The 22,384-nt window shown below is 52.6% G+C and carries 17 protein-coding genes and 1 tRNA gene; 6 read left to right on the top strand and 12 right to left on the bottom strand.

Features of this window, described 5'->3' with window-relative positions; translation table 11 throughout:
* Positions 1-4: 4 nt before the first annotated feature.
* The 3 genes from clpP to MHI42_RS27290 form a co-directional block, all read right to left on the bottom strand.
* The gene (clpP, locus tag MHI42_RS27300) at positions 5-595 is read right to left on the bottom strand and encodes an ATP-dependent Clp endopeptidase proteolytic subunit ClpP (RefSeq protein ID WP_042139667.1); all 591 of its coding nucleotides are present in this window, start codon (positions 593-595) and stop codon (positions 5-7) included.
* A 302-nt stretch (positions 596-897) separates the two neighbouring features.
* Positions 898-2,253 carry a trigger factor gene (gene tig / locus MHI42_RS27295; protein WP_171719828.1) on the bottom strand — a complete coding sequence of 452 codons (1,356 nt, stop codon included), beginning with the start codon at positions 2,251-2,253 and terminating at the stop codon, positions 898-900.
* A gap of 96 nt (positions 2,254-2,349) precedes the next feature.
* Complete coding sequence (locus tag MHI42_RS27290) at positions 2,350-3,279, bottom strand: hypothetical protein (protein ID WP_171719829.1); 930 nt, start codon at positions 3,277-3,279, stop codon at positions 2,350-2,352.
* Between the two features lie 150 nt (positions 3,280-3,429).
* On the opposite strand from MHI42_RS27290, the gene MHI42_RS27285 reads away from it, so the two are divergent.
* Positions 3,430-3,503, top strand: a tRNA-Arg gene (locus tag MHI42_RS27285).
* Positions 3,504-4,333: 830 nt separating this feature from the next.
* Here the strand turns inward: MHI42_RS27285 and MHI42_RS27280 are convergent.
* From MHI42_RS27280 to MHI42_RS27240, 9 genes are all read right to left on the bottom strand, one after another.
* Entirely contained in the window at positions 4,334-5,566 is a 1,233-nt protein-coding gene (locus MHI42_RS27280) for an SEC-C metal-binding domain-containing protein (protein ID WP_342421210.1), read from the bottom strand.
* 12 nt (positions 5,567-5,578) lie between these two features.
* Complete coding sequence (locus MHI42_RS27275; protein WP_342421209.1) at positions 5,579-5,950, bottom strand: hypothetical protein; 372 nt, start codon at positions 5,948-5,950, stop codon at positions 5,579-5,581.
* Positions 5,947-6,750 (bottom strand): RQC-minor-1 family DNA-binding protein, encoded by an 804-nt coding sequence (locus tag MHI42_RS27270; protein ID WP_342421208.1) that lies wholly within the window; start codon positions 6,748-6,750, stop codon positions 5,947-5,949. The genes MHI42_RS27275 and MHI42_RS27270 overlap by 4 nt, the downstream gene beginning before the upstream one ends.
* A 504-nt stretch (positions 6,751-7,254) precedes the next feature.
* A complete protein-coding gene (locus tag MHI42_RS27265; protein ID WP_342421207.1) occupies positions 7,255-9,132 on the bottom strand; it encodes a FapA family protein in 1,878 nt (625 codons plus the stop codon).
* Positions 9,133-9,340: 208 nt separating this feature from the next.
* A complete protein-coding gene (gene pstA, locus MHI42_RS27260) occupies positions 9,341-10,222 on the bottom strand; it encodes a phosphate ABC transporter permease PstA (protein ID WP_042139673.1) in 882 nt (293 codons plus the stop codon).
* Positions 10,222-11,166, bottom strand: coding sequence for a phosphate ABC transporter permease subunit PstC (gene pstC, locus MHI42_RS27255; RefSeq protein WP_042139674.1), 945 nt, complete (start codon positions 11,164-11,166; stop codon positions 10,222-10,224). The genes pstA and pstC overlap by 1 nt, the downstream gene beginning before the upstream one ends.
* Positions 11,167-11,257: 91 nt before the next feature.
* The gene (locus MHI42_RS27250; RefSeq protein WP_039296622.1) at positions 11,258-12,121 is read right to left on the bottom strand and encodes a phosphate ABC transporter substrate-binding protein; all 864 of its coding nucleotides are present in this window, start codon (positions 12,119-12,121) and stop codon (positions 11,258-11,260) included.
* Positions 12,122-12,185: 64 nt separating this feature from the next.
* Entirely contained in the window at positions 12,186-13,604 is a 1,419-nt protein-coding gene (locus tag MHI42_RS27245; RefSeq protein WP_342421206.1) for a hypothetical protein, read from the bottom strand.
* Positions 13,605-13,856: 252 nt separating this feature from the next.
* Positions 13,857-14,303 carry a hypothetical protein gene (locus tag MHI42_RS27240; protein ID WP_342421205.1) on the bottom strand — a complete coding sequence of 149 codons (447 nt, stop codon included), beginning with the start codon at positions 14,301-14,303 and terminating at the stop codon, positions 13,857-13,859.
* Positions 14,304-14,721: 418 nt separating this feature from the next.
* Here MHI42_RS27240 and MHI42_RS27235 point away from each other — a divergent pair, with 418 nt between their 5' ends.
* From MHI42_RS27235 to MHI42_RS27215, 5 genes are all read left to right on the top strand, one after another.
* A complete protein-coding gene (locus MHI42_RS27235) occupies positions 14,722-15,453 on the top strand; it encodes an ABC transporter ATP-binding protein (RefSeq protein WP_342421204.1) in 732 nt (243 codons plus the stop codon).
* Complete coding sequence (locus MHI42_RS27230) at positions 15,450-16,487, top strand: ABC transporter permease (protein ID WP_342421203.1); 1,038 nt, start codon at positions 15,450-15,452, stop codon at positions 16,485-16,487. Before MHI42_RS27235 ends, MHI42_RS27230 begins: the two co-directional genes overlap by 4 nt.
* 66 nt (positions 16,488-16,553) lie before the next feature.
* The gene (locus MHI42_RS27225) at positions 16,554-17,240 is read left to right on the top strand and encodes a TetR/AcrR family transcriptional regulator (protein WP_341065735.1); all 687 of its coding nucleotides are present in this window, start codon (positions 16,554-16,556) and stop codon (positions 17,238-17,240) included.
* A gap of 828 nt (positions 17,241-18,068) precedes the next feature.
* Entirely contained in the window at positions 18,069-21,419 is a 3,351-nt protein-coding gene (locus MHI42_RS27220) for a DEAD/DEAH box helicase (RefSeq protein WP_342421202.1), read from the top strand.
* Positions 21,420-21,609: 190 nt separating this feature from the next.
* Positions 21,610-22,191, top strand: coding sequence for a thioredoxin family protein (locus MHI42_RS27215; RefSeq protein ID WP_342421201.1), 582 nt, complete (start codon positions 21,610-21,612; stop codon positions 22,189-22,191).
* Positions 22,192-22,384: the final 193 nt, after the last annotated feature.

Raw genomic sequence — 22,384 nt, 5'->3', positions numbered from 1 at the left:
CCCTTTAAGATATGATCGGTGAAGAGAGTACCTGGTCAATGAGCCCGTATTCCTTCGCTTCTTCCGCGCTCATGAAGTTATCGCGGTCCGTATCCCGTTCGATTTTGTCAAGGGGCTGACCTGTGCGCTCTACATAAATCTGATTCAGCTTCGCCTTCGTCTTCAGAATCCAGTCGGTATGGATCCAGATATCGGATGCCTGCCCCTGAACGCCGCCAAGCGGTTGATGAATCATAACCTCGCTGTTGGTCAGCGCAAATCTCTTGCCAGGCGCTCCAGCTGTAAGGAGCAATGATCCCATACTGGCAGCCATCCCTACACAAATCGTTGAAACATCCGGTTTGATATATTGCATCGTATCATATATACCCATGCCGGCTGTGACAGAACCACCGGGCGAGTTGAGGTACAAGTGAATGTCTTTTTCGGGGTCATCTGCTGCCAGGAACAATAACTGGGCAATAACCAGATTGGCGACATCATCGTCAATCGCACTGCTTAGGAAGATGATGCGATCCTTGAGCAATCTGGAATAGATATCGTATGAGCGTTCTCCCCGACTTGTCGTTTCCACAACCATTGGTACCAGACTCATGCCACCAACCTCTTTTCTCTATACAGATTAGTCTTTCCGTTTCAGAAATATTTTAACACGTTCAAAGCGGGATGTCATTTATTCACTGCTGCTCTTAACCGCACTGCTCATGTGCATGCCATTATATCGCAATTCCGCGGGCAATGCCAATTCTTGATTCGTGGTATGTACTCACATAACGTCCGCCCCGATAAAAATAAGGCACGTAACAAAAACTTACGTGCCTTATCTGCTCTTTATGGAGGCCTAATGGAAATGGCCGTGCTAGGTAAAATTTCTAAAGAAGACTACTCAGCAGATGACTACTCAGCGCTTGCTTCTTCTGCAGCCGCTTCTTCAACGGGTGCTTCTGCAGCCGGAGCCGGAGCATCAACTTCTACGCTATTGCTAACGAGGAACTCAATAGTCTTGCGCAGCGAAATTTCGTCACTCAGGCTGCTCAGGGAACCATTGGCCGCCAGAATGCTGCGGATTTCTTCAGGAGTACGTTTGTAAGCTTCTGCCATAGTAGCAAGCTCTTGCGTAACTTCATCTTCGGAAACTTCGATCTTCTCTTCCTTAGCGATGACTTCCAGAACAAGGTTGTTGCGAACGCGCTTCTCGGCATCGCCCTTCATTTGTTCCTGCAGGTCTTCACGTGTCTGGCCGGAGAAGCTGAGGAACATATCCATGTTCATGCCCTGCTGGCGAAGACGGGTGTCGAAATCACGAACCATGTTCTCTACTTCACTGGCGATCATAGCTTCAGGAATTTCAACTTCAGCATTAGCAGCAGCTGCATCAACTACTGCAGTTTCGCGAACGCCTTTGAGTTCTTCCTGTTTGCGGGATTCCAGCTGTGCCTTCAGATCTGCCTTGTATTCTTCCAGAGTGTCGAATTCACTTACATCCTTAGCGAATTCATCATCCAGTGCAGGAAGCTGTTTGCGTTTGATTTCGTGCAGCTTCACTTTGAATACAGCTACTTTGCCGGCAAGCTCAGCAGCATGGTAAGCCTCAGGGAAAGTAACTTCAACATCCTTGAAGTCTCCAGTGGACATGCCAACTACTTGCTCTTCGAAGCCTGGAATGAAGGAGTTGCTTCCCAGTTCAAGGGAATGACGCTCAGCCTGTCCGCCTTCGAAAGGAACGCCGTCAACGGAACCGTCGAAGTCGATCACAGTGATGTCGCCGTTAACTGCTGCTTCATCTTCAACTACAACAAGCTCAGCATGACGCTCTTGCAGACGTGTCAGTTCAGCGTCCAGCTCTTCATCAGTTACTTCAGCCTTCTGTACTGGAACTTCCAGACCTTTGTACTCGCCCAGCTTCACTTCTGGCTTAACAGTGATCTTCGCTTTGAAGATGAACGGCTGGCCTTTGGCGAATTGCTCGATGTCTACTTCAGGACGGTCTACAGGGAAGATGTCGGTTTGTTCAACCGCTTCGCCGTATGCTTCAGGAAGAAGAATGTCGATGGCATCCTGATACAGGCTTTCCACGCCAAAACGGGATTCGAAAATCGGCCGCGGCACTTTACCTTTACGGAATCCAGGTACGTTTGCTTTCTTAACCACTTTATTAAAAGCTTTGTCGAGTGCTGCAGCTACACGGTCTGCTTCTACTTCGACTTCAAGAACTCCAAGGTTCTTCTCTATTTTTTCCCAGGTTGCTTTCATAATATACTTTTCCCTCCAAAATTGGTTACATGTTTACTTAAAAAAAGTCATACAATTCACGCACAGAATAACCATTATATTATATACAACATTACTTTATTTATCAAGTAGAGAACTCTTTACAAATCCTTTGAGCGAACGGTAGGCCCCTTCGAATTGAAAGCGCATGCTGTCCGTGATCCCGTACATACTCCGTGTTTCCTCTTCATTGCGGTTTCCGTTCAGGCTCTCCGACACCATCTGGTGCAAGGCTCCAGCCCATATATCCAGCAGCGAATACTCTCCGTCCAGCAGCTTGCGGTATTCCTTCGTTCCATAAATCGACATGATGAACTGCCCCCAGAGCTCCTGGGCAAAATAGTACAGCGTCGGCTCATGCACCTCGGCCTGCTCCGCCACCCGCTCCAGCACCTGGCTTACCTGCGGCGGGAACTCGTCATTCTGCAGCGGCACAGCCTCGATCTCCACCTCAGCGGCTTCGTGGCCGCGGCTCAGCCTGACCGCGCCCTGTGCCCCGCGGCGGCGGAGCGTCTGCAGCGTGCGGAACTGCAGCAGCGGATGCACCTCAGCCTGCTGCAGCCAGCCGGTCAGCGCTTCATCCACATGGCCTCCCTCCAGGTAGGAGAGCTGCTCCAGCGCCAGCACGGTCGCTTCGGACAGCGGCTCATTCATGACCCGCTTCAGCAGCTTATCGGGATAATCCGCATCCTCCTCCAGCTTGGATATGGCCAGAATCCGGGCCATATCCTCTTCCTTCAGATCCTGCTCTTCTGCAGAGGGGGCACCATCCGCATCCCCGCCCTGTGCGGCGTAGGGAAACGCCGCCTCCAGCCAATCCAGCAGCGACTGCCACTCCTCGTAGTGCCGCTCTTCCTGTCCTTGGCACTGCAGCAGAAAACGCAGCAGTTCCATCGCTTCCCCGTAACGTTCACTTTCCAGCATTACCGTAAGCTGGATCTGGTAATAATCCAGCGTCTTCGGGAACAGCACGATATTCTCTTTGGCAGGGGAATTGAATTGATTCATGAGGGCACCTCCTTTTCTCCGTTCCTCTTCATCCGCACCCTAATCAATTGTAGATTATAGCATATCCCCGTACGGTTTCAAAAAAACAAGTTGAAAAAATAATCTATGTATGATAACATAATTTTTGCTTGCTTTTCAGTCAGGCACCATGTCCCGGTAGCTCAGTTGGATAGAGCATGCGCCTTCTAAGCGCACGGTCGGGGGTTCGAATCCCTTCCGGGACGTCATAGAACAGCCTCCCTTCGGGGAGGCTGTTTGTGCGTCCGGGGGGATGAGAACCCTTGGCGCCAGCCGGGGACGTTGGAGCATATTCTTCGGGAGCACCTGCTTCGCAATCAGCCCGAATGGGCTGTATCCCTTCCGGGACGTCATAGAACAGCCTCCCTTCGGGGAGGCTGTTTGTGCGTCCGGAGGGATGAGAACCCTTGGCGTCAGCCGGGGACGTTGGAGCATATTCTTCGTTAGGAATACTTCGCAATCAGCCGTACTTTGGCTGCATCCCTTCCGGGACGTCATAGAACAGCCTCCCTTCGGGGAGGCTGTTTGTGCGTCCGGAGGATGAGAACCCTTGGCGTCAGCCGGGGTCGCCCAAGCATACGCTTCGTTAGCACTTGCTTCGCCATCAGCCGAATTGTGGCTGTATCCCTTCCGGGACGTCCGTGCCAGAACATAGCGGCATCCTTGCGGACTGGAAAGCGCTTATTTGGGCGGATCACGCCATTCCGCAGGCCATGCGGACTCAGATTCCTTTAAGTAACCCGTTTCATCTCATTTTGAGCTCCAAATTACAATATAAGCGCTTCTGAGTCCGCAACGGGCAGAAAAGCAGGCTTTTTCGCCAAATAAGGTCATCTGAGTCCGCATAATTCGGCAAGCGGCTCCGCCAGCTCACGCACCATCCGCATCTCCACCCCAGCAGTGTGCTTTCATGCCGCTTTTCTGCCAATACAGCCCCTAAGCTCACCAAAAACGGACACCAGATGGTGTCCGTCACTGTTGCTACACTAATTGCTAAATCCATAATTCCCCGTTCTCAGGTACAATTACGCCCTACCTACGCACCGCAGCATTTCTTATGCTTCTTCCCGCTTCCGCAAGGACAAGGATCGTTGCGGCCTACTTTTTCCGGGCTTATATAAGTTTTTTCAGTTCCGTTTAGTCTGTTATAAGTTCCTATGGGAGCTTTGATGCTAAACATCCGGTCGGATTCTTTCTTTTGTTTGGCTATCCGCTTCTCTTGCGCATCAAGCTGCTTCTTCCAATCCTGTAATGAAGGATGAGGTGTGTCCGAGATTACACAGTAAGCATAGATTGACTCCGTGAGATTCAACAATCCTCGGTCGTAGTCTCCTTCCAGCATAGCCTGGACTATAGGAAGCCCCTTATTTGAACCAAGTTCACAAAGACCGTCAGCCAATATAGTCGCGTTGGTGAGATCACGCTCTTCCGGCAACAATCTGAGCAATGCTTCTTCTGAGGCGGGTAGCTTGATTTTACCGAACACACCAGAGGCATACAGCCGGTAGCTTCCCCGTTCAGCAATAGAATATTGCTCAGTGAGCGTCGTAACCACCCCTGCTGTCCCGATACGAACGAGCGCCTCTTTGGCATTCTCCAGAAGCAAGTCATCCTCAGAACCGAAAAATCCGCATAGCACAGGAATAGCCGCCTCCAGCTTCAGTAGACCTGCCAGCTGGATAAGATAAGGCACTTCATAGCTTGGGTCTTGAGGATCATTGTCGCGCAGCTTCTGCAGCACAGCTTCGGTATCCATACATCTCCGGCGGGACAGCTCATTTACGATTTCGTCCCCGTAAGCCGTATCAAACTCATCCCAGCTTTTCCCTGTGCTTTGTTCAATAAACACCTTGAAGACATCCAACAGTTCCTGGTCATCCATGTTCGCAAGATTCCTCTTCTGATCCAGCAGCTTTTGCCAGCTCGGATCTTGCCCGACTAACTCCATAAAGGGGATGGACTGCTCAGGACTGCAATGACGCAAGATGATCTGCAAATGAAATTTCGTATTATTATCAATAGAAGGCGACTGGTGCAAAGCCAGCAGCTCGCGGATCGCTTCTTCAGTTAGCGGGAATTTATAAGTATGGTGCAGGTGAACCGTCCCGGCTTCCTTGGATTGCTTCAGTTTTTCTAACACAAGCGGCATTAGAGTAGTATCGTTCTCATATAAAAAGCTGTCGGCAAAGTATTGCAGGGCTGTATTACTTACAAATGACTCCGGATGGAGGATAAAACCTTTTACTTGTTCAGTAGTAAACATCAGCATGTCCCTTTCTCATTAAGATTCTTTCGGCTTCTTCAGCACATAGTGGGTAGCGTAGTTTGTTTCAATATTGTGATCCCCGGACTTCGAAAAGCGAAGCGGCCGCTTGGGGCCTTTGCCCCATCTCATATAAGCAGTGTAGGATGGATTCAGATCAAGCTCCCGCGCTTTCCCGCGAAGTAATGACATGATATAGCTGAATTGAGCCAGGTTACCGTGAAGCGCCCGTTCCAAATAAGGAACTCTACCGAAGCGCCATTCTTCTACCAGCTTAGGGGTAATGGTCCCGAGCCTTAAGAATACATCCAGCGGACTGACAACGCCCTTCTCCGAAATGAGATCATCGACTATTCCGTGTACTTTCTTGCGCAGCTCCAGCCTATTCATACCGATTGTTCCTCCTGCTGCCTGCAATAAGAACATTTCTCCGGAAAATGAAGCCCATCCGCCTTGTAACAGCTCAACAAGAGCTCATCAAAAGCAAACGGGTCCCCGCATTCCTTACATACCAGTATGACCGGCTTGCGCGAACGTACGAGCAGTGTTTGTGCGCGTTCCCGCAGCAGCGAATGCCACTGCATCTCCTCCAGCTGGTCACGCCCATTCAGGGCTTCGATCACCTGCCGGATTTCGGCTTGCACCCTGCTGAAGTCAATGGGTTCCCACTGCTGCAAATACGGTATGTATTTCCTATCACCAGAACATAGGATTTTAAACAAGAACATAAAGATCATGCCGCGGTTTCGTTCCTTCAAATACTCCATGCTGACCGGCGTAACCCCGTTAGCCAGCCACTGATCCCATTCCCGCAAAAATTCTTCCGCCCGACGTTCCCGTTCAACCGCCCAGCCGCGCGGAGTGAACACGATCATCGGGAGCTTGCCGGAGTACTCGGTTCGCAGATAATCGGCATCAATTAATTCATCCACTTTCTCCACAATCTGCTCAAGCGTGATATCACGGTAAAATCCATAGGAGGGATTGCGGTCCAGACCGAGCTCAAGCAGCTTTTTCTCCTTCGAGCCCTTCAGGATTTTGGACAGCAGTGTACGTCCACCTTCGGCAATAATATCATCGGCTGCCCGCAGAATTGCATGCATCTCCGGAAGCGGCAGCGTTACATTCATATGACTTTTGGGCGAATCCTTCCGTTTCGGCTCTTTACGGCTTGTCTTCCGATTACCCAAATGATCCTGCCTCCTTATCAATTTACTCATGCCTTATCATCAAGTTGCAGCAATTTTTCCACATAAGATTATAGCATATCTAGACAAGTGAATCGTTACGATCCGGCAGCCTCCATGCGGACTGGAAAGCCCTTATTTGGGCGGATCACGCCATTCCGCAGGCCAAGCGGACTCAGATTCCGTTAAGTAACCCGTTTCACCTCATTTTGAGCTCCAAATTACAATATAAGCGCTCCTGAGTCCGCAACGGGCAGACAAGCCGCCTTTTTCGCCAAATAAGGTCATCTGATTCCGCATATATTCTTGAATATTATATCTCCTCGCATACAGTCAACAGCGCCCCTCTTCGTCTTCACCTTATTCCTCACCGCTACCGCTTCTTCTATCTTGCCTGTTTCTCCCCGCACTCAGACGCTCTCCTTCACTTCGCCCCAACTTCACACTACAACATAAACAAAGAGCGCCCACGCAGCCACAAGGCATACAGGACGCTCTTATATTACACTACCCTCTCCCGGACTCTGCAGCCAGCTTCATGCTCCGCAGACTCTCGGCGTCGAAGACCAGGTTCTCCACCGGCTCGGTGATGTCTGCGGTGTAGCGGTCAATGGTAACTTTGCCCAGGTACATTTTGCGGACGGAGATACTTTGTTTGGCCTTGAGGTAGGATTGTGCGCCGCTCTCCCCGCCGACATAAAAGGCAGAAATGCTGCCCCCGGCCTCCAGCTTGGAGCCGCGGCAGACGGAGAATGTTTTGAGAAACGTAATATTGCCCGAAGAGAACAGCTCACTCTGCACAATCCCGTCCCGGTGGATGATGATATCGCCGTTGGATTTCAGCGTGCTGTTCTGGCATTTGCCGATGTTAACCTCGACCTTGGTCTCCTGCATCCGGGCCACACCCATATGCAGCTCCTCCAGCATGCCGATCACTCCGCTGAGCGAAGCTTCACTCATATAATCCACCAGCTGGGCCGGCTTCAGGAACAGATTCAGGAAATGCAGCGTCTGCTCCAGATCCTGATGATAGGAGGCCTGAACGGTTGCCAGCACCGAGAGCAGCTCCTTGATCAGCTGCGGGATCTTCTGGAACTTGCTCTCCAGCAGCAGCAGCACAGCCTGTCCGTACTTCACGCTCTGCTTCCGGCCTTGGACGGCCTGGACCAGCATCCGGACCGCGGTCTGGAGGATCTTGGTCTCTTCAATCAGCAGCTTGGAGCAGTTGTAGATCCGGTTGTACATCACGCCGAAATACCCGGAGTACAGATTGCTGTTCACTACATTGCCTTTGACGAGAATGCTTCCGGTAGCTGTGATGGTGGAGTTATAGATGCTGCCGGCAACATAGACGTTACCCAGCGACTCAATGATCATATTGTCCTCGACATCGCCCCTTATAATGACATCGCCGGAGAATACAATATTGCCGGATTTAATGTTCACATTGCCGGGTACGATGTAGGATGTGCAGATGTCGAAATATTTGATCCGGTCACCGGTCACCCGGGGCCGGCCTTCACGCAGGGCGCGGATTTCATTGCCGATCAGCAGAACTGTATTATTTTTGGCGAGAATCGAAAGGTCTGCAGGCGGCGGGGGATATAGAATCTCTCCATACACATCATAGCCGGGAATCCCCTCGATAACCGGAATTTTGCGCGCCAGCACTTCACCGCGGATCGCGGAAGGAATACGCAGATGACTGCGGTAATCCACCTGACCTTCAATCTCGCTGAATTCATTCTCAATCGTCTCGGAGAAAAACAGTTCAAGATACGCATTCTCCCCCGGCACAGCCGCTCTGCCCTGGGCAGCGGTAATTGGCTGATAAGTGGGATTCTGGAGTTCAGCATGAATTCCGGAGATATTCAGGTTCTGAATGATCCCCCGGCGCTCAAAATCGGCAATAATCTGGTTCAGGCCCAGAATTCCGACAACATTCTCCGTATTCATCACGGCGTCTACTTCCACCATACCGGCGGATAAATGGTCATTCAGCTTCCAGGAGAATTTCTTCGTGGAATGGAGGGTGAAAAAAGCCAGCAGACGATCCTCCGACACGGTAATCGAATACAGCGGCGGCTCCGAGATTTCCCACTCTATAGTATCCTCCGTAGTCACCTCGGCCGGGCCGGAAACCGGCTCGCCGTTGACATATAGATTAACCGGAAGAACCCCCATAATCACTGCGGGCGAACCGCCGGGCAGCGGGTCCTGTACGAAGATTTTGTCAGCCCGGACCAGCACCCGCCCCCCGTGGTCATGATCCGGGTCATCGGATACCATAAATGAAATATCAAACTCGATATCACCGTCACCCTGCGACAGCTCCAGCATATTAATCAGCTTATTCAGTTCCTGCTCGGACATACGGTCAGGCATTCGGCATACCCCCTGTTCCTTATAACCGCTTTCATTCTAGTATTATTATAATTTTAAGTAATGGAAATAGATAGGCTCCCCTGTGAAAAAAGCCCTCCGGCGGCTGCGATCCTCTCCGCGTCTCCTGTCACGTCAAACAGGCTGCCCGCCGTGGATTATCCACAGCAGAGCAGCCTATTATTTCGCATAAACAGCTTCAGCCTAAGTCTCAGCGCCCCCGGCGGCGGTTCCCCAGCCACAGCGGAAAGCGGAAAATAAAGTTAATCAGCAGGACTACAAACACCAGCACCGCAGCGGACTTGTCCGCGATCTGCCGCGCATCCTCGACAATCGCCTCGGACTGCACGTACCACAGATGGACCGCCAGGGTCTCACCCGGCGAGAACAGATTGAAATCCCACATCTCGCCGGAGGTGCTGAGTCCGGCGGTCAGGATAATAACCGCAGATTCCCCGAAGGCGCGCCCGGCCACGAGGCAGACGCCGGTGATGATTGCCGGAAGGGCTACCGGCAGCACGACCTTGCGGATGACATGGAACTTCGTCATGCCGAGTGCATAGCCGGCTTCACGGATCTCGCCGGGGACCGCACGCACGGCTTCTTCCGTGACGCGGGCCAGCATCGGCAGATTCAGCAGTGCCAGGCTGACGCCTCCGCCGAGGATGGTCAGGCCGACACCGAAGTACTCGGCGAAGATCGCCAGGCCCAGGAGGCCGAACACGATGGACGGAACGGAGGCCAGGGATTCCACACAGATGCGCAATGCGCCTGTGAAGGCATTATCCGGCGCATACTCCGCCATATAGATACCTGCCCCGATCCCGATCGGAACCGAGATCAGCAGCGAGATGAACAGAATATAGAAGGAGTTGAAAAGCACAGGGCCGATCCCCCCGCCGGCATCCATCTCTTCCGGCTGCTTGATCAGGAAGTCGGGCCGGAGCGCCGGCAGGCCTTTGCTTAAGATGGTGAACAGCAGCCAGAAAATCAGCAGCATCACCAGAGCGCCCAGTGTGTAGAAACCGATGGTTGCTATTTTGTTACGCCGCTGCGCCCTTGCCGTATATCGTGTACGAGTAAATCCGTTCATCAGGCATCCCTCCGTTTACGGCCCAGCACGCGGATAATTAGAATCAGCACAAAGGAAATGAGCAGCAGCAGGAAGGCCATCATATGCAGGGAGTAGTTCCAGGTGGACTCAAACTCAACATTAGAGATCTGCATTACAATGTTGCTGGTCAGCACGGAGGTTGGCGTGAACAGGGTCTTCGCCAGTTGCGGCGTATTGCCGATCACCATAACCACCGCCATGGTCTCGCCGATCGCACGGGTCATGCCGAGAATAACGGCCGAGACAATTCCCCGGCTTGCTGCCGGCAGTACAACGCGCATAATGACCTGAAGACGGGTCGAGCCCAGCGCATACGCGGCGTCACGGTATTTGCGCGGAACGGACACAATGGCATCATCGCTGATCCGGCAAATGGTCGGCAGCACCATCAGCGCCAGCACGAGGGCTGCGGCGAGCAGTCCGTCCCCCAGGCCTTCTCCGCTCACTCTCCTCAGGAAGGGAAGCAGTACGGTCAAGCCCAGATAGCCGTATACAATAGAAGGAATACCGACCAGCAGATCCAGCACCGGACGGATGAAGCTTGTCAGCCATTTAGGCGCGATCTCCGCACAGAGCACGGCCATAGCGACTGAGATTGGTACGGCGATGACCAGGGTCAATGCGGTAAGCGATAATGTATTTACAATAAAGGCAGCGGCGCCGAAGGCATCCTCTTCCGGTGTCCAGTTGAACGAGAAGAAGAAATCGAGCGGCGAGACGCTCCCGAACAGCAGCAGCGCCGTTTTGCCGATGAATACAATAACTAGTCCAAGCACCACACAAAGCGCAAGGATACTGAACAGGAAATAATAACGGGATATCGTGTTGCCAAGCAGATGTCTCTTATGTCTTCTGGTATTTACTTTAACTTCCTCAAGGCTCTTCTGTGTCTGTGCTGTCAGGCTATGAACCGGTGCCCCCATACTTTCCCTCCTGTAAGAGGCCAACCCCGCATGAAGCTCCGGAGCTGGCCGCTGTTACCTATCAGTCTGTTACCTTGTACTAGGGATGATCCTAGGATTGCATGGCAGCAATCGGAATGAATTTAAGCTTTTTGAGCGAGCCCTGCTGGAACTTCTTGCTCTGCACGTATTCGATGAATTCTTTGGTAGCGCCGGTAGGCTGGCCTTTGGTCATGTAGTAGCCGTAAGCCCAAATCTTGTAAGAACCGTTGATAACATTGTCCGTAGTCGCTTCCACACCGTTGAACTTCACAGCTTTGATGTCACTGCCGGTCACGTAGACAAGGTCGATGTATCCGATAGCGTTAGGAGTAGTGCCCACAGCTGTTTTCATGTCGCCGCTGGAGCCGGTTTCCTTGTAGTTCTTCTCTTTCTTCACAATATCTCCGCCGGCAAGTGCCTTCGCCTGATAGTTGACCCGGGTACCGGAACCGAAGGCACGGGTGATAACCACGATGTTGGCATCTGCTCCGCCGACTTCCTTCCAGTTCGTGATTTTGCCGGAGTAGATTCCTTTAAGCTGTTCTGTAGTCAAGTTGTCTACACCGACGTTTTTGTTCACGATGGTTGCAAAAGGAATGACCGCTACCTTGTTCGCTACCTGTCCTTCAAAAGCTTTGAAGCCCGGAACATCAATGCTGGCATCCCAGTCGCAGGCGCCGATATCCGCAATGCCTTTCTTCACGGCTTGGGGGCCGGTTACGGAGCCTTTGCCTGAAGCGGCGATTTTTACTTTAGGGTGAAGCTTCTGGAATTCTTTTGCAGCCTGCAGCGTCAATGGAAGCAGTGCGGTCGAGCCGTTAACGGTGATTTTACCCTTGAGACTGTCCGCAGCAGCGGCAACCCCTGCAAAAGCTGCGGTAACCGCGATAACCGCGGTGAGCGCTGTAACTGTTAATTTCCGGAAAACCTTCATGTATAATTTCTCCTCCCGGCGGCCAGCGCCGATATATGTTGTTGTGAATCAGTGAAACTCAGTATTAGTTGGACAGCTGCACTGCTTTGCCGTTCTGAATTACAAGGATTTTGCCGTCGCTGACAATGGCCACCTTACTGCCGTCATTCGAGACAGATACCTCAGACACATCTTCTGCCGTGCGGAATAATTCAACCGGAGCCGCTCCGCCCGCAATAGAGTAGATTACGGTGCTGCCATCTGCGCTCAAGCCTGCAACCACCAGACCTGCACTTGTTCCGGCAGACCAGTTGGCTTCAGCACTCAAGGTGATATCTGTGCTGGTGCCATCTGCTGTAATCGACTTCAGGGTGTTGGCGGCAGTGCCCTCCGGATCCGCACTCAGGTACACTACGCTGCCGTTAGCAAGAATCTCCGGGTACAGCTTGTTGTCGAGCGCAGTAGTCAGGGCTGCCGGCTTCGCGCCTTTGGTGGCCAGATCCAGCTTGTACAGCTGTTCTCCGGCTTTGCTGAAGTCTACAGTCAGTGAATCTTCTGTACTGTCGGCATCATTTTTGGCCGTGCCTGTTACATTGACAATGTACACGGCAGTTTTGCCGTCCGCCGATACGCGAAGCTCCGATTTATTCTCCACTTTATCCTCAAGCAGCGCTTTAACCTCTCCGGTCTCTACAGAAATCTGCGCCAGCTTCTCCTGCTTGTCGCCTTGAATGAAATAGATTGTCTTGCCGTCGCTGGACCATACGAGGTCCGTCTTCACGCTGGTGTCTTTGCCAAGGGTAGTGATCACTCCGCTGGACAGGTTGATCAGTTGCAGAAGGCCTGTCTCATTGCTGAACACGCCCCACTGCTGATCCGCAGAAACTGCATAATCCACAGCACTGCTGTTGGAAGAGAACCATTCATAATTGCCCGGCACCTGGCTGAATTTATAGAGCAGTGTGGATTCAGCGTCGCTTTGGCTGGCGATCAGGCTGCCGTCCGCACTCCAGTGAAGGGTATCAAATTGGCCAGCCGGCCGGGCGAAGCTCAGGATACTGCTGGTTTCAGCCTGCAGTTCACCGCCCAGTGCGGTAACCAGCTTCGTAAGTTCAACATAGGTTTTGCTGTTATGAACGACAGGTGCTACTGTAAATTCCTGTGCTTCACCATCAACCTGATAGCTTTTTACACCCGCCTGAATCTGTACATTATGTAGGCCCTTGCTGTCATTTAATAGAAATCCGCTGCTGCCGAGCACAAGTCCTGCTCCAAGCTCCCCTGCCACCTGGCTTAACGAATAGAGTTTATATCCACCGCTGTTGATTGTGCTGAGTGCAACCGGCGTACCATTGATACTCCATGTAGTACTTCCCTCCCCGACTGCGGCTGTCTTGACGGCGGCGGCGCTCACACTGCTGCTTGTAGCCAAAACACTTACTGATCCCCCTGTTACGAGAAGTGCTGTAGCCAAAGCGGCGCCGATCCATTTACTGTTTGTCAATTAGATTCACCCTTTTCCTATAGGTAACTGCTAATGTTATTTTCATCTACGAATGTCAATTCTGTTGCAGAGGAATGTTATGGAAATATTAATTGTAAAAGTAATCACAGCTTTTCTCTTCTAAATGGATTGAACTTGGGCTTCTTTGAGAAAAGGATCAATCGCCACTGCGGTGAATATTTGTGTTTGGGGAGGAAAATAAAACGGCGGACCCCGGAATAACTCCAGGACCCGCCGTTTGTATAAATGATGTTAATTCAATATCCACGTCACAATAATCTCATTACCGCCGGGCTTCGAGTCCGAGCTGCTGCCGATAATAGAATACGAATAAGAACCGCTCACCTTGCCATTAATTAGAATGTTGTTGCTGTCGACAATCTCTGTGCCGCGTTCCAGGTCCTTGTCCCTTACATATTTCTGATATGTACTTCCGAGAACGGCCATACTTTCCTCTGTCTCATAGATCAGCATAGAGGATTTCTTCCCCTCTGCCACTTCACCTTGGGTAAAAGTAATGCCCGCGCCTTCCGGTATCGGCAGATCGTCAGGCAAATACTGTTTCGCGTCCGCATTCTCTTCCGCCAGGGTATGAAAAGCTCCGCTGTCCGCTTCGGCTCCGTCTGTACTGCTGCAGCCGCTAAGTCCGGCCGCTGCCAGAAGCACTCCCAGAGTAAGGAGCAGCTTATGTCCTGCCATGATTCGCACCACCTTCTAATGTAATGGGTTCCGGTTGCCGGCAATCTCCAGTATTCTCCTTATTACCCTGATAACCGGTAGGTGGAAACGGGGAATCCATAAAATTTAATATGTTTGTTGCGGCGGAAACGGCTCCACGTCCTTAATACATCGTGCATGTGCTCTGCGGGAGCCTGACGAAGCTTCTCATAATCTGTCCGCCAGTCTGGCGGACTTACAATCAGCTATTTCGGGTAAAACATGCAGATTCCCAGGTTAATCGGACTCAGATTCCTTTATTTGTCCGCAATAACGGAGAGCAATAGAGCGTCAGATATATATTTTTGTGTACTTGGAAAAGAGATTTACTTTTATCAAGAGAATCATTATTATAATGAGTGAGTACTCACTCATTATGCAGAGAATTGAGGAGATCACAATGAAACATGCCAACCCAGTGATTACAGTAACTCATGTTGACCGTGCTTTCGGCAGCAAGAAGGTATTGAAGGATATCACGCTACAGGTGGAGCATGCGGAAACCTTCGGGATTCTGGGCCCGTCCGGCTCCGGCAAGACCACACTGGTCAAGCTGCTCACGGGCATAGACGAAGTTACCTCCGGCGAGATTAATGTGCTCGGGGTACGGATGCCGAAGCTTGCCATGCTGCAGCAGATCGGCTATATGGCCCAATCCGATGCGCTATACACAGAACTGAGCGCCAAGGAGAATCTGGAGTTCTTCGCTTCCCTCTACGGGCTGAAGGGCGGCAACCGCACACGGCGGATCAGAGATGTAATGGAGCTGGTGAACCTGCAGGAGCATTTGCGCAAAAGAGTAGACCAATACTCCGGAGGCATGAAACGCCGCCTGTCACTGGCCATCGCGCTGCTGCATGAGCCGCCGCTGCTGCTGCTGGATGAACCCACGGTAGGGATTGATCCGGTGCTGCGCCAGTCGATCTGGAAGGAACTCAAGGCGTTGAACCATAAAGGCACCACGATTGTACTCACCACACATGTTATGGATGAAGCGGAGAAATGCGGCCGGCTGGCTATGATCCGGGATGGTGTTCTGCTCGCAGTAGATACTCCTGCCGGACTGCTGCAGGCAACAGGCTCCTCTACCATTGAAGAAGCCTTCCTGTACTATGGAGGTGTTCGTCCATGAGAATCCGTGCGATTACCCTGAGAATTCTGCAGCAATTCATCCATGATAAAAGAACCATGGCGCTGATGTTCATCGCGCCCCTGCTGGTGCTCAGCCTGATGAGCCTGGTCTTTAACGGCGATGCTTATGAGCCGAAGATCGGCGTCGCCTCCGGTGCTGAAGTATTCAGCACCGCGCTTGAAGCCCAGAAGGCTGAAATTACCGGCTATGATAATGATGAATCCGGCAATGCCGCCCTTCAGGCCGGGGACATTGATGCTTATATTACAATGAAAGGAACCACTCCTGAGATCATGCTGGAAGGCAGCAACCCGGCCGCTAACCGCGCCGTAATGATGGCCCTTCAGGAAGCTATGCAGAGCCTGCAGCCGTCAGCGGCAGGCAGCGTACAGAATCAGCCGCAGATCAGCTATCTCTACGGCGCCGAGGATATGAAGACGATCGACCGTTTCGGCCCGATTATGATCGGGGTATTTGTATTCTTTTTCGTCTTCCTGATCGCGGGTGTCTCCTTCCTGCGCGAGCGGACCACGGGAACACTGGAACGCCTGCTCTCCACTCCGCTGAAGCGCTGGGAGATCGTGCTTGGATATGTCTGCGGCTTCGGTATCTTCACCGTCTTTCAGGCGCTGCTGATCTCCTGGTTCTCAATTCAGGTGCTTGGCATTATGATGGCGGGCAGCTTCGGCTACGTTCTGCTGATGACCTTGCTGCTCTCGATGTCGGCACTGACGCTGGGCACCCTGCTCTCGGCATTTGCCGCTAATGAGCTCCAGATGATCCAGTTCATTCCCCTGGTCATTGTGCCGCAGATTTTCCTCAGCGGATTATTTCCGCTGGACACCCTTCCGCTCTGGCTGCAGCGCGTAGGACTGGCAACCCCCATCTACTACGGCGCCCAGGCGCTGATGGATATCATGATCCGCGGCAAAGGCTGGAATGATATCGCCCTTGATGTATTCATGCTGATCGGCTTCTCCCTGCTGTTCATGCTGCTGAATGTGCTGGCCTTGCGCAAGCACCGCAAAATGTAACTTCGAATTCGCGGTATAGGCTGTGGTACACTTGGAGGTAAGAGCAAGAGAGTTGGAGGGTCCATCATGGAGAAAGACAATGCTGCTGAGCAGCAGGGGCAAGAGCAGTGGATTCAAGAGCTGCTGGCCCTCAGTGAAAAGGAACAAATGACCCCCAAGCAGATATCCATTCTGCAGGCGGCCATTGATACATTCTCCGAGAAGGGGTTCTCGGCAGCCGCCACCAGTGAGATCGCCCAGAAGGCAGGCGTGGCTGAAGGAACGATTTTCCGCTACTACAAAACCAAAAAAGACCTGCTGCTGGCCATCGTAGTCCCCACCATGAGCCGGATGATCGCTCCGTTTGTGATGCGTAATTTCAGCGGTGTGCTGGATGTGCCCTTTGAGAGCTATGAAGCGTTCCTTAAGGCATTTATGGTGAACCGGCTCGATTTCGCCCGTAAGAATCTCAAAATTATCAGAATCCTTATCCAGGAGATCCCCTTCCAGCCCGCGCTCAGAGAACAGCTGGTCGAGAATATTCTCAGCCAGGTGCTGGAGCGTGTCACTGTAATTACGGAGCATTTCAAGGAGCAGGGCCAGATTATGGATGCTCCTACTCCTGCGATCATCCGCTTCACCATCTCTTCGGTCATCGGCTATCTGCTGGCCCGCCTGCTGCTGATGCCGGACCATGACTGGAATGACGAGGAAGAAATTGAGCAGACCGTCAGCTTCATCATGCACGGAATTGGCGGGGCAAGGACACTGTAGGCGGCTGGATGGGACATTGCTGGAGCAGCTACGCCATTTCGGGACAGTCTGAGCCGGTCTGGGAGCACATCGTGCTGGCCAGGCTGGCTTTTACTTGGTTGGCTGCTGCTAGTTCTACTGGTTCAACAATGCAACAATTGATGTAATCAGTTCCTCCAAGTGGAAATTCAGTGATAGTTGTATACTATGCAATTAAAAACAGCGAAAAACGTTGCTTGTCTCTTATAACTGTAGTCTGTACAACTAAATCTGCCGAATTGGTGATAACCAGTCTAGATAAGGCAGTTTAAGTGTACGAAATACAACTAAACGGAGAATCGCCTGTAAATCAGATGATTTAGTTGTACAATGTACAATTAAGCATACGCATAAGCCATAATCAGGTCACTTCAAACCCTCAGCAAGCGATTTACCCATGTGATTTTCACTACTTTAAATCTGACGCTATACTAGTTCTGCTGCTTCTACTCCCTCACTTATACCTTGCGAACTTCTGCTTCTCTGCTATTCTTGCTCATCCACCTGCCCGGTTCTATTTGCCACCTTACTACTCCTTGTACACAATTTACACATAAATAACTGCAATGGGGTCCGCAGGCACGGTGAATGATGTTGTCCGGGCATATAGAGCACCCCAGTCCGCTGCTATCCATCAAGATAACTCCCGCATTGCTTAATTCTTCAGGACAGAGCAGACAGAACTGCTCTCAGCATAAACCCTTTTGAAGGCGTACGCCTGTTCTGTTATTATGGGTACTATAACGATTGTCGAACGGGACAAACCAGGCTTTGGCTTGGGAGCAAGTTAGCCATCAGGAATAGAAGGAAGTGAGGATTACATTGGGTTTCCAGGTACCGGAACGGGTAATCAAGCTGCTGTGCGGCAGAGCCGCTTTTGATCAGGGGGTAGCTTATTATCACGCTCATAAGGTTGATCTTATCTATACAGAGCACAACGATGAAGGGGAATATTCGAAATACCGCGCTGCGGTTCATGGTCTGGAAAGCCATGAAGTAGTGCTGACCATAGATAGTGACGGTGATGTTAACGGGGAGTGTACCTGCCCGGCCTACTACCGCGGCGGACCTTTCTGCAAACATATTGCAGCTGCACTGGTTAGTGTCCTTTATCTCGGCAAAGATATGGACATGGGCCAGACTCCCGATCCGGATGGGCAGGAGCCGGAGGCGTTCACGGGAGAGACCGGTATACTTACGCCCCGCCATTCCGGCTCTGCCGGAGACGGATACACCGGGCGCAGTGGGGACCGGCAGCTGGTGAGCAGCATGCTCGGGATGTTCACCGGAGTGCGGCAGCGGCCGAGCGGAGCCGGAGCTTATATGGATCTGCGGACACCGCTTCAGGTAGAGTTCATCTGCAAACCTTTCTCTTACAGCTTCGGCAGCACAATGCTGGGCATAGAACTGAAAGTAGGCCCTAAGCGCCTCTATATCGTGCCCAAAATCCGGGGGTTTCTGGAACGTGTTCACCGGGGTGAGCCTTTTGAATTCTCCAGACATTTCAGTTATGATCCCGCCCTGCACAGCTTCTCGAAGGAAGATAATGAGGTGCTCGTGAAGCTGATTGAAATCATGCTGAATGAAAAAATATACCGCAGCAGCATCAGCCCTTACGCTCCGCATACCGGCACCTCGGGAAATGAACGGCTGCTGGCTGTTCCTCCCTTCTTCTGGGAGAGCCTGCTGCCGGCACTCTTGGCTGTACCTGCAGCCCGTCTGCAGCACGGCCAGGTCCTGCACGAACGTCTCTCTCTCTCCGCTGAGGCTCTTCCGCTGAGCTTCCAGTTCGATCAGGCGCAAGGAGAGGGGTACCGGCTGGATGTCCAGGGGCTTCAGCAGCTTACGATTCTGGAAGATTACGGGCTTGTATTGTCTGAAGGCAAGCTGCTGAAGCTGCCGGCGCAGGAATGCGGGCGTCTCGCTGAGCTGAAAAAGCTGCTGAACCCCTCGCGGCAGGACGGAATTGCCATTGCCCCGGAGCAGATGGAGCCATTCATGGAGGGCGTCATTCCCGGACTCAAAAAATTGGGCCAGGTGTTTATTGCCGATGCCATCGCGGACCGAATCGTTCAGGCGCAGCTTCACGCCAGACTCTATCTCGACCGGGTCAGAGACCGGCTGCTCGCCGGGCTTGAATTCCAATATGGGGGGATTGTCATCAATCCGCTGGATGAGAAGGCGCATGAGCGGAGCAATGAGGTGATCCTGATGCGGGACGGGGAGGCCGAACGGCGGATTCTCGACCTGATGGCCCATGAGTCCTTCGCACGGACAGAGAGCGGATATATCATGCGGGATGAGGACGGGGAATTCGATTTTCTCCACCATACCATTCCGCTGCTGGAGCCGCTGCTTCAGGTCTATGCCACAACTGCGGTCAAGGAAAGAGTGCTTACGGAGCATGCCATGCCCAAGGTCAGCCTGAGCTGGAATGAGAAGACCGACTGGCTGGACTTCAAGTTCAGCATGGATGGTATTCCAGAGAAGGATATTGTGCTGGTGCTGAAATCCCTGCAGGAAAAGCGTAAGTATTACAGGCTGCCGGATGGTGCGCTGTTGCCGCTGGAAACTGCAGAATTCCTGGAAATTATCGCCCTGATGAATGAGCTTGGCGTTCAGAACGGGGATTTCAATCACGCAGAGTTCTCCCTGCCGCTGGTGCGGGGCCTTCGCCTGCATGCGGATACCGGCAAAGGCGATTCCGTCCAGATCGGCCGGTCGTTCCGGCGGCTGCTGGCCAATATGGCGAGTCCCGAGAATCTGGACTTCCCTGTGCCGGAGAGTCTGGCCCCTGTACTCCGCGACTATCAGCAGTACGGCTTCCAGTGGATGAAGACGCTGGCCCACTACCGCTTCGGCGGCATTCTGGCGGATGATATGGGTCTCGGCAAAACCCTGCAGAGTATCGCCTTCCTGCTCTCCGAGCTTGATGATATCCGTCAGGGCGGAGTCCCTGCGCTCATTGTCACCCCGGCCTCGCTGCTCTACAACTGGCATAATGAGCTAAAGCGTTTCGCCCCGGACATCAAGGCAGCCATTGCCGACGGCAGTGCGGATGAACGCAACCGGACGCTGCGGAATTCAGCCGGCCATGATGTCATCATTACCTCTTATCCGCTGCTGCGCAGAGATGCCGTGGAATACGCCAAGCGGTCTTTCCATACCCTCATCCTGGATGAAGCGCAGATGATTAAGAACCATGAGACGCAGACTGCCCAGGCAGTTAAGCTTCTTCAAGCCCGGTACCGCTTCGCGCTTACGGGAACGCCGGTGGAGAATGCGCTCGAGGATCTGTGGTCAATCTTCGGCGTGGTATTTCCCGGGCTGTTCCCCGGCAAGAAGGCCTTCCATGACCTTCCCCGGGAGACCGTGGCAAAGCGTATCCGCCCCTTCCTGCTGCGCCGCCTCAAAAGCGATGTCCTGAAGGAGCTGCCGGACAAAATTGAATCACTGCAGGCCTCTGAGCTGCTGCCGGAGCAGAAAAGGCTCTACGTCGCTTATTTGGCCAGACTGCGCAAGGAAGCGCTCAAGCATCTGGACAGCGACAGCTTCGGCAACGGCCGGATCAAAGTCCTCGCCGGTCTCACCCGGCTGCGCCAGCTGTGCTGCCACCCCTCGTTGTTCGTGGACGGATACACTGGAGGATCGGGCAAATTCGAACAGCTGCTGGAGATTATCGATGAATGCCGCAGCTCCGGCAAACGGATGCTGATCTTCTCACAGTTCACGCAAATGCTGGGGATGATCGGGCGCGAATTGGCCCTGCTGGGTGTGCCGCATTTCTATCTGGACGGACAAACACCGGCTTCCCAGCGTACCCAGCTGTGCACCCGCTTCAATGAAGGGGAACGTGATCTTTTTCTGATCTCGCTGAAGGCAGGCGGCACCGGCCTTAATCTGACCGGAGCCGACACGGTCATTCTCTACGATCTGTGGTGGAATCCGGCTGTCGAGCAGCAGGCTGCGGACCGTGCCCACCGGATCGGACAGAAGAAGGTCGTGCAGGTCATCCGCCTGGTTGCGCAGGGAACCGTAGAAGACAAGATGTACGAGCTGCAGCAGAAGAAGAAGAATCTGATTGATGAAGTAATTCAGCCGGGACAGGAAGCCCTGTCCAGCCTGAGCGAGCAGGATATCCGGGAGATACTCGCGATATGACAACGGCAGGCTTGCAATAGAATGGGTTTCTGCGCCAAATCATACGGCTTCTGTTGCACAAAGTACAATCATGCTGAAGATCTCCTGTGATGTTTGGGGAATGACGGTAATCCTGCTTAGTTTGGAAGCGCTTGGCAAGTCCGGTATACTACAAGGGAAGGCTTGTATCTTATTCAGGAGGTGCTTGTAAATGAGCTTTACATTGGCGCTTGGAGACTCAGCCCCTGACTTCGCCCTGAAGGCGACGGACGGACAGATTTATTCCCTGGAGCAATTCGCGTCCGCCAGGTTCCTGGTTGTTTTTTTCACCTGCAATCATTGCCCGTTTGTAGTCGGTTCCGATGAGCTTACCCGTGAGGCAGCGGAGAAATTCCGCGATCAGGGTGTCCAATTCGTTGGCATCAATGCCAACAGTGAAACCACGCATCCCGATGATTCGTTCGAGCATATGGTTGCCCGGATGGAGGAGCATAAGTTCCCTTGGACTTATCTGCGTGACGATACGCAAGACACCGCCCGGGCCTATGGCGCACTGCGCACGCCCCACTTCTATATCTTCGATGAAGCCCGCAAGCTGGTCTACACCGGACGCGGCGTTGATAATCCGCGCGAGACCGGCAAGCTGACCGTCAACAATCTGGATAACGCCCTGACAGAGCTGGTATCCGGGCAACCGGTCAGTGAACCCCTGACCAACCCGATCGGCTGCAATGTGAAATGGGACGGCCAGGATGCCCACTGGATGCCGGCCGAGGCTTGCGATCTGGTGTAACACGGCCGGCTATATAACCCACACTTATGACAACAACCTAACCAGCTTATTGGTTAATCGCGGCGGGACGAGAGGAATATGTTAATTCCTTACACACCAATTCGTTGCCGGCAGAATGTAGGCTTCTTAGTACGCACGAAGGCATAAATATTGTACGTTTTGCAACTCTGATCCCTAGATACCTGGGTGTGCG

Source organism: Paenibacillus sp. FSL E2-0178, assembly GCF_038593005.1.
Lineage (GTDB): Bacteria > Bacillota > Bacilli > Paenibacillales > Paenibacillaceae > Paenibacillus_AQ > Paenibacillus_AQ phytohabitans.
This window is presented reverse-complemented; position numbering and strand designations above follow the sequence as displayed.

What these genes read in the sequence shown, in the direction of transcription:
- MHI42_RS27235 (WP_342421204.1), top strand. Translation starts at nt 14,722, where the DNA reads ATGAAACATGCCAACCCAGTGATTACAGTAACTCATGTTGACCGTGCT.
- MHI42_RS27280 (WP_342421210.1), bottom strand. Translation starts at nt 5,566, where the DNA reads ATGCTGATGTTTACTACTGAACAAGTAAAAGGTTTTATCCTCCATCCG.
- MHI42_RS27290 (WP_171719829.1), bottom strand. Translation starts at nt 3,279, where the DNA reads ATGAATCAATTCAATTCCCCTGCCAAAGAGAATATCGTGCTGTTCCCG.
- MHI42_RS27265 (WP_342421207.1), bottom strand. Translation starts at nt 9,132, where the DNA reads ATGCCTGACCGTATGTCCGAGCAGGAACTGAATAAGCTGATTAATATG.
- pstA (WP_042139673.1), bottom strand. Translation starts at nt 10,222, where the DNA reads ATGAACGGATTTACTCGTACACGATATACGGCAAGGGCGCAGCGGCGT.
- MHI42_RS27225 (WP_341065735.1), top strand. Translation starts at nt 16,554, where the DNA reads ATGGAGAAAGACAATGCTGCTGAGCAGCAGGGGCAAGAGCAGTGGATT.
- MHI42_RS27215 (WP_342421201.1), top strand. Translation starts at nt 21,610, where the DNA reads ATGAGCTTTACATTGGCGCTTGGAGACTCAGCCCCTGACTTCGCCCTG.
- pstC (WP_042139674.1), bottom strand. Translation starts at nt 11,166, where the DNA reads ATGGGGGCACCGGTTCATAGCCTGACAGCACAGACACAGAAGAGCCTT.
- MHI42_RS27275 (WP_342421209.1), bottom strand. Translation starts at nt 5,950, where the DNA reads ATGAATAGGCTGGAGCTGCGCAAGAAAGTACACGGAATAGTCGATGAT.
- clpP (WP_042139667.1), bottom strand. Translation starts at nt 595, where the DNA reads ATGAGTCTGGTACCAATGGTTGTGGAAACGACAAGTCGGGGAGAACGC.
- tig (WP_171719828.1), bottom strand. Translation starts at nt 2,253, where the DNA reads ATGAAAGCAACCTGGGAAAAAATAGAGAAGAACCTTGGAGTTCTTGAA.
- MHI42_RS27240 (WP_342421205.1), bottom strand. Translation starts at nt 14,303, where the DNA reads ATGGCAGGACATAAGCTGCTCCTTACTCTGGGAGTGCTTCTGGCAGCG.
- MHI42_RS27250 (WP_039296622.1), bottom strand. Translation starts at nt 12,121, where the DNA reads ATGAAGGTTTTCCGGAAATTAACAGTTACAGCGCTCACCGCGGTTATC.
- MHI42_RS27230 (WP_342421203.1), top strand. Translation starts at nt 15,450, where the DNA reads ATGAGAATCCGTGCGATTACCCTGAGAATTCTGCAGCAATTCATCCAT.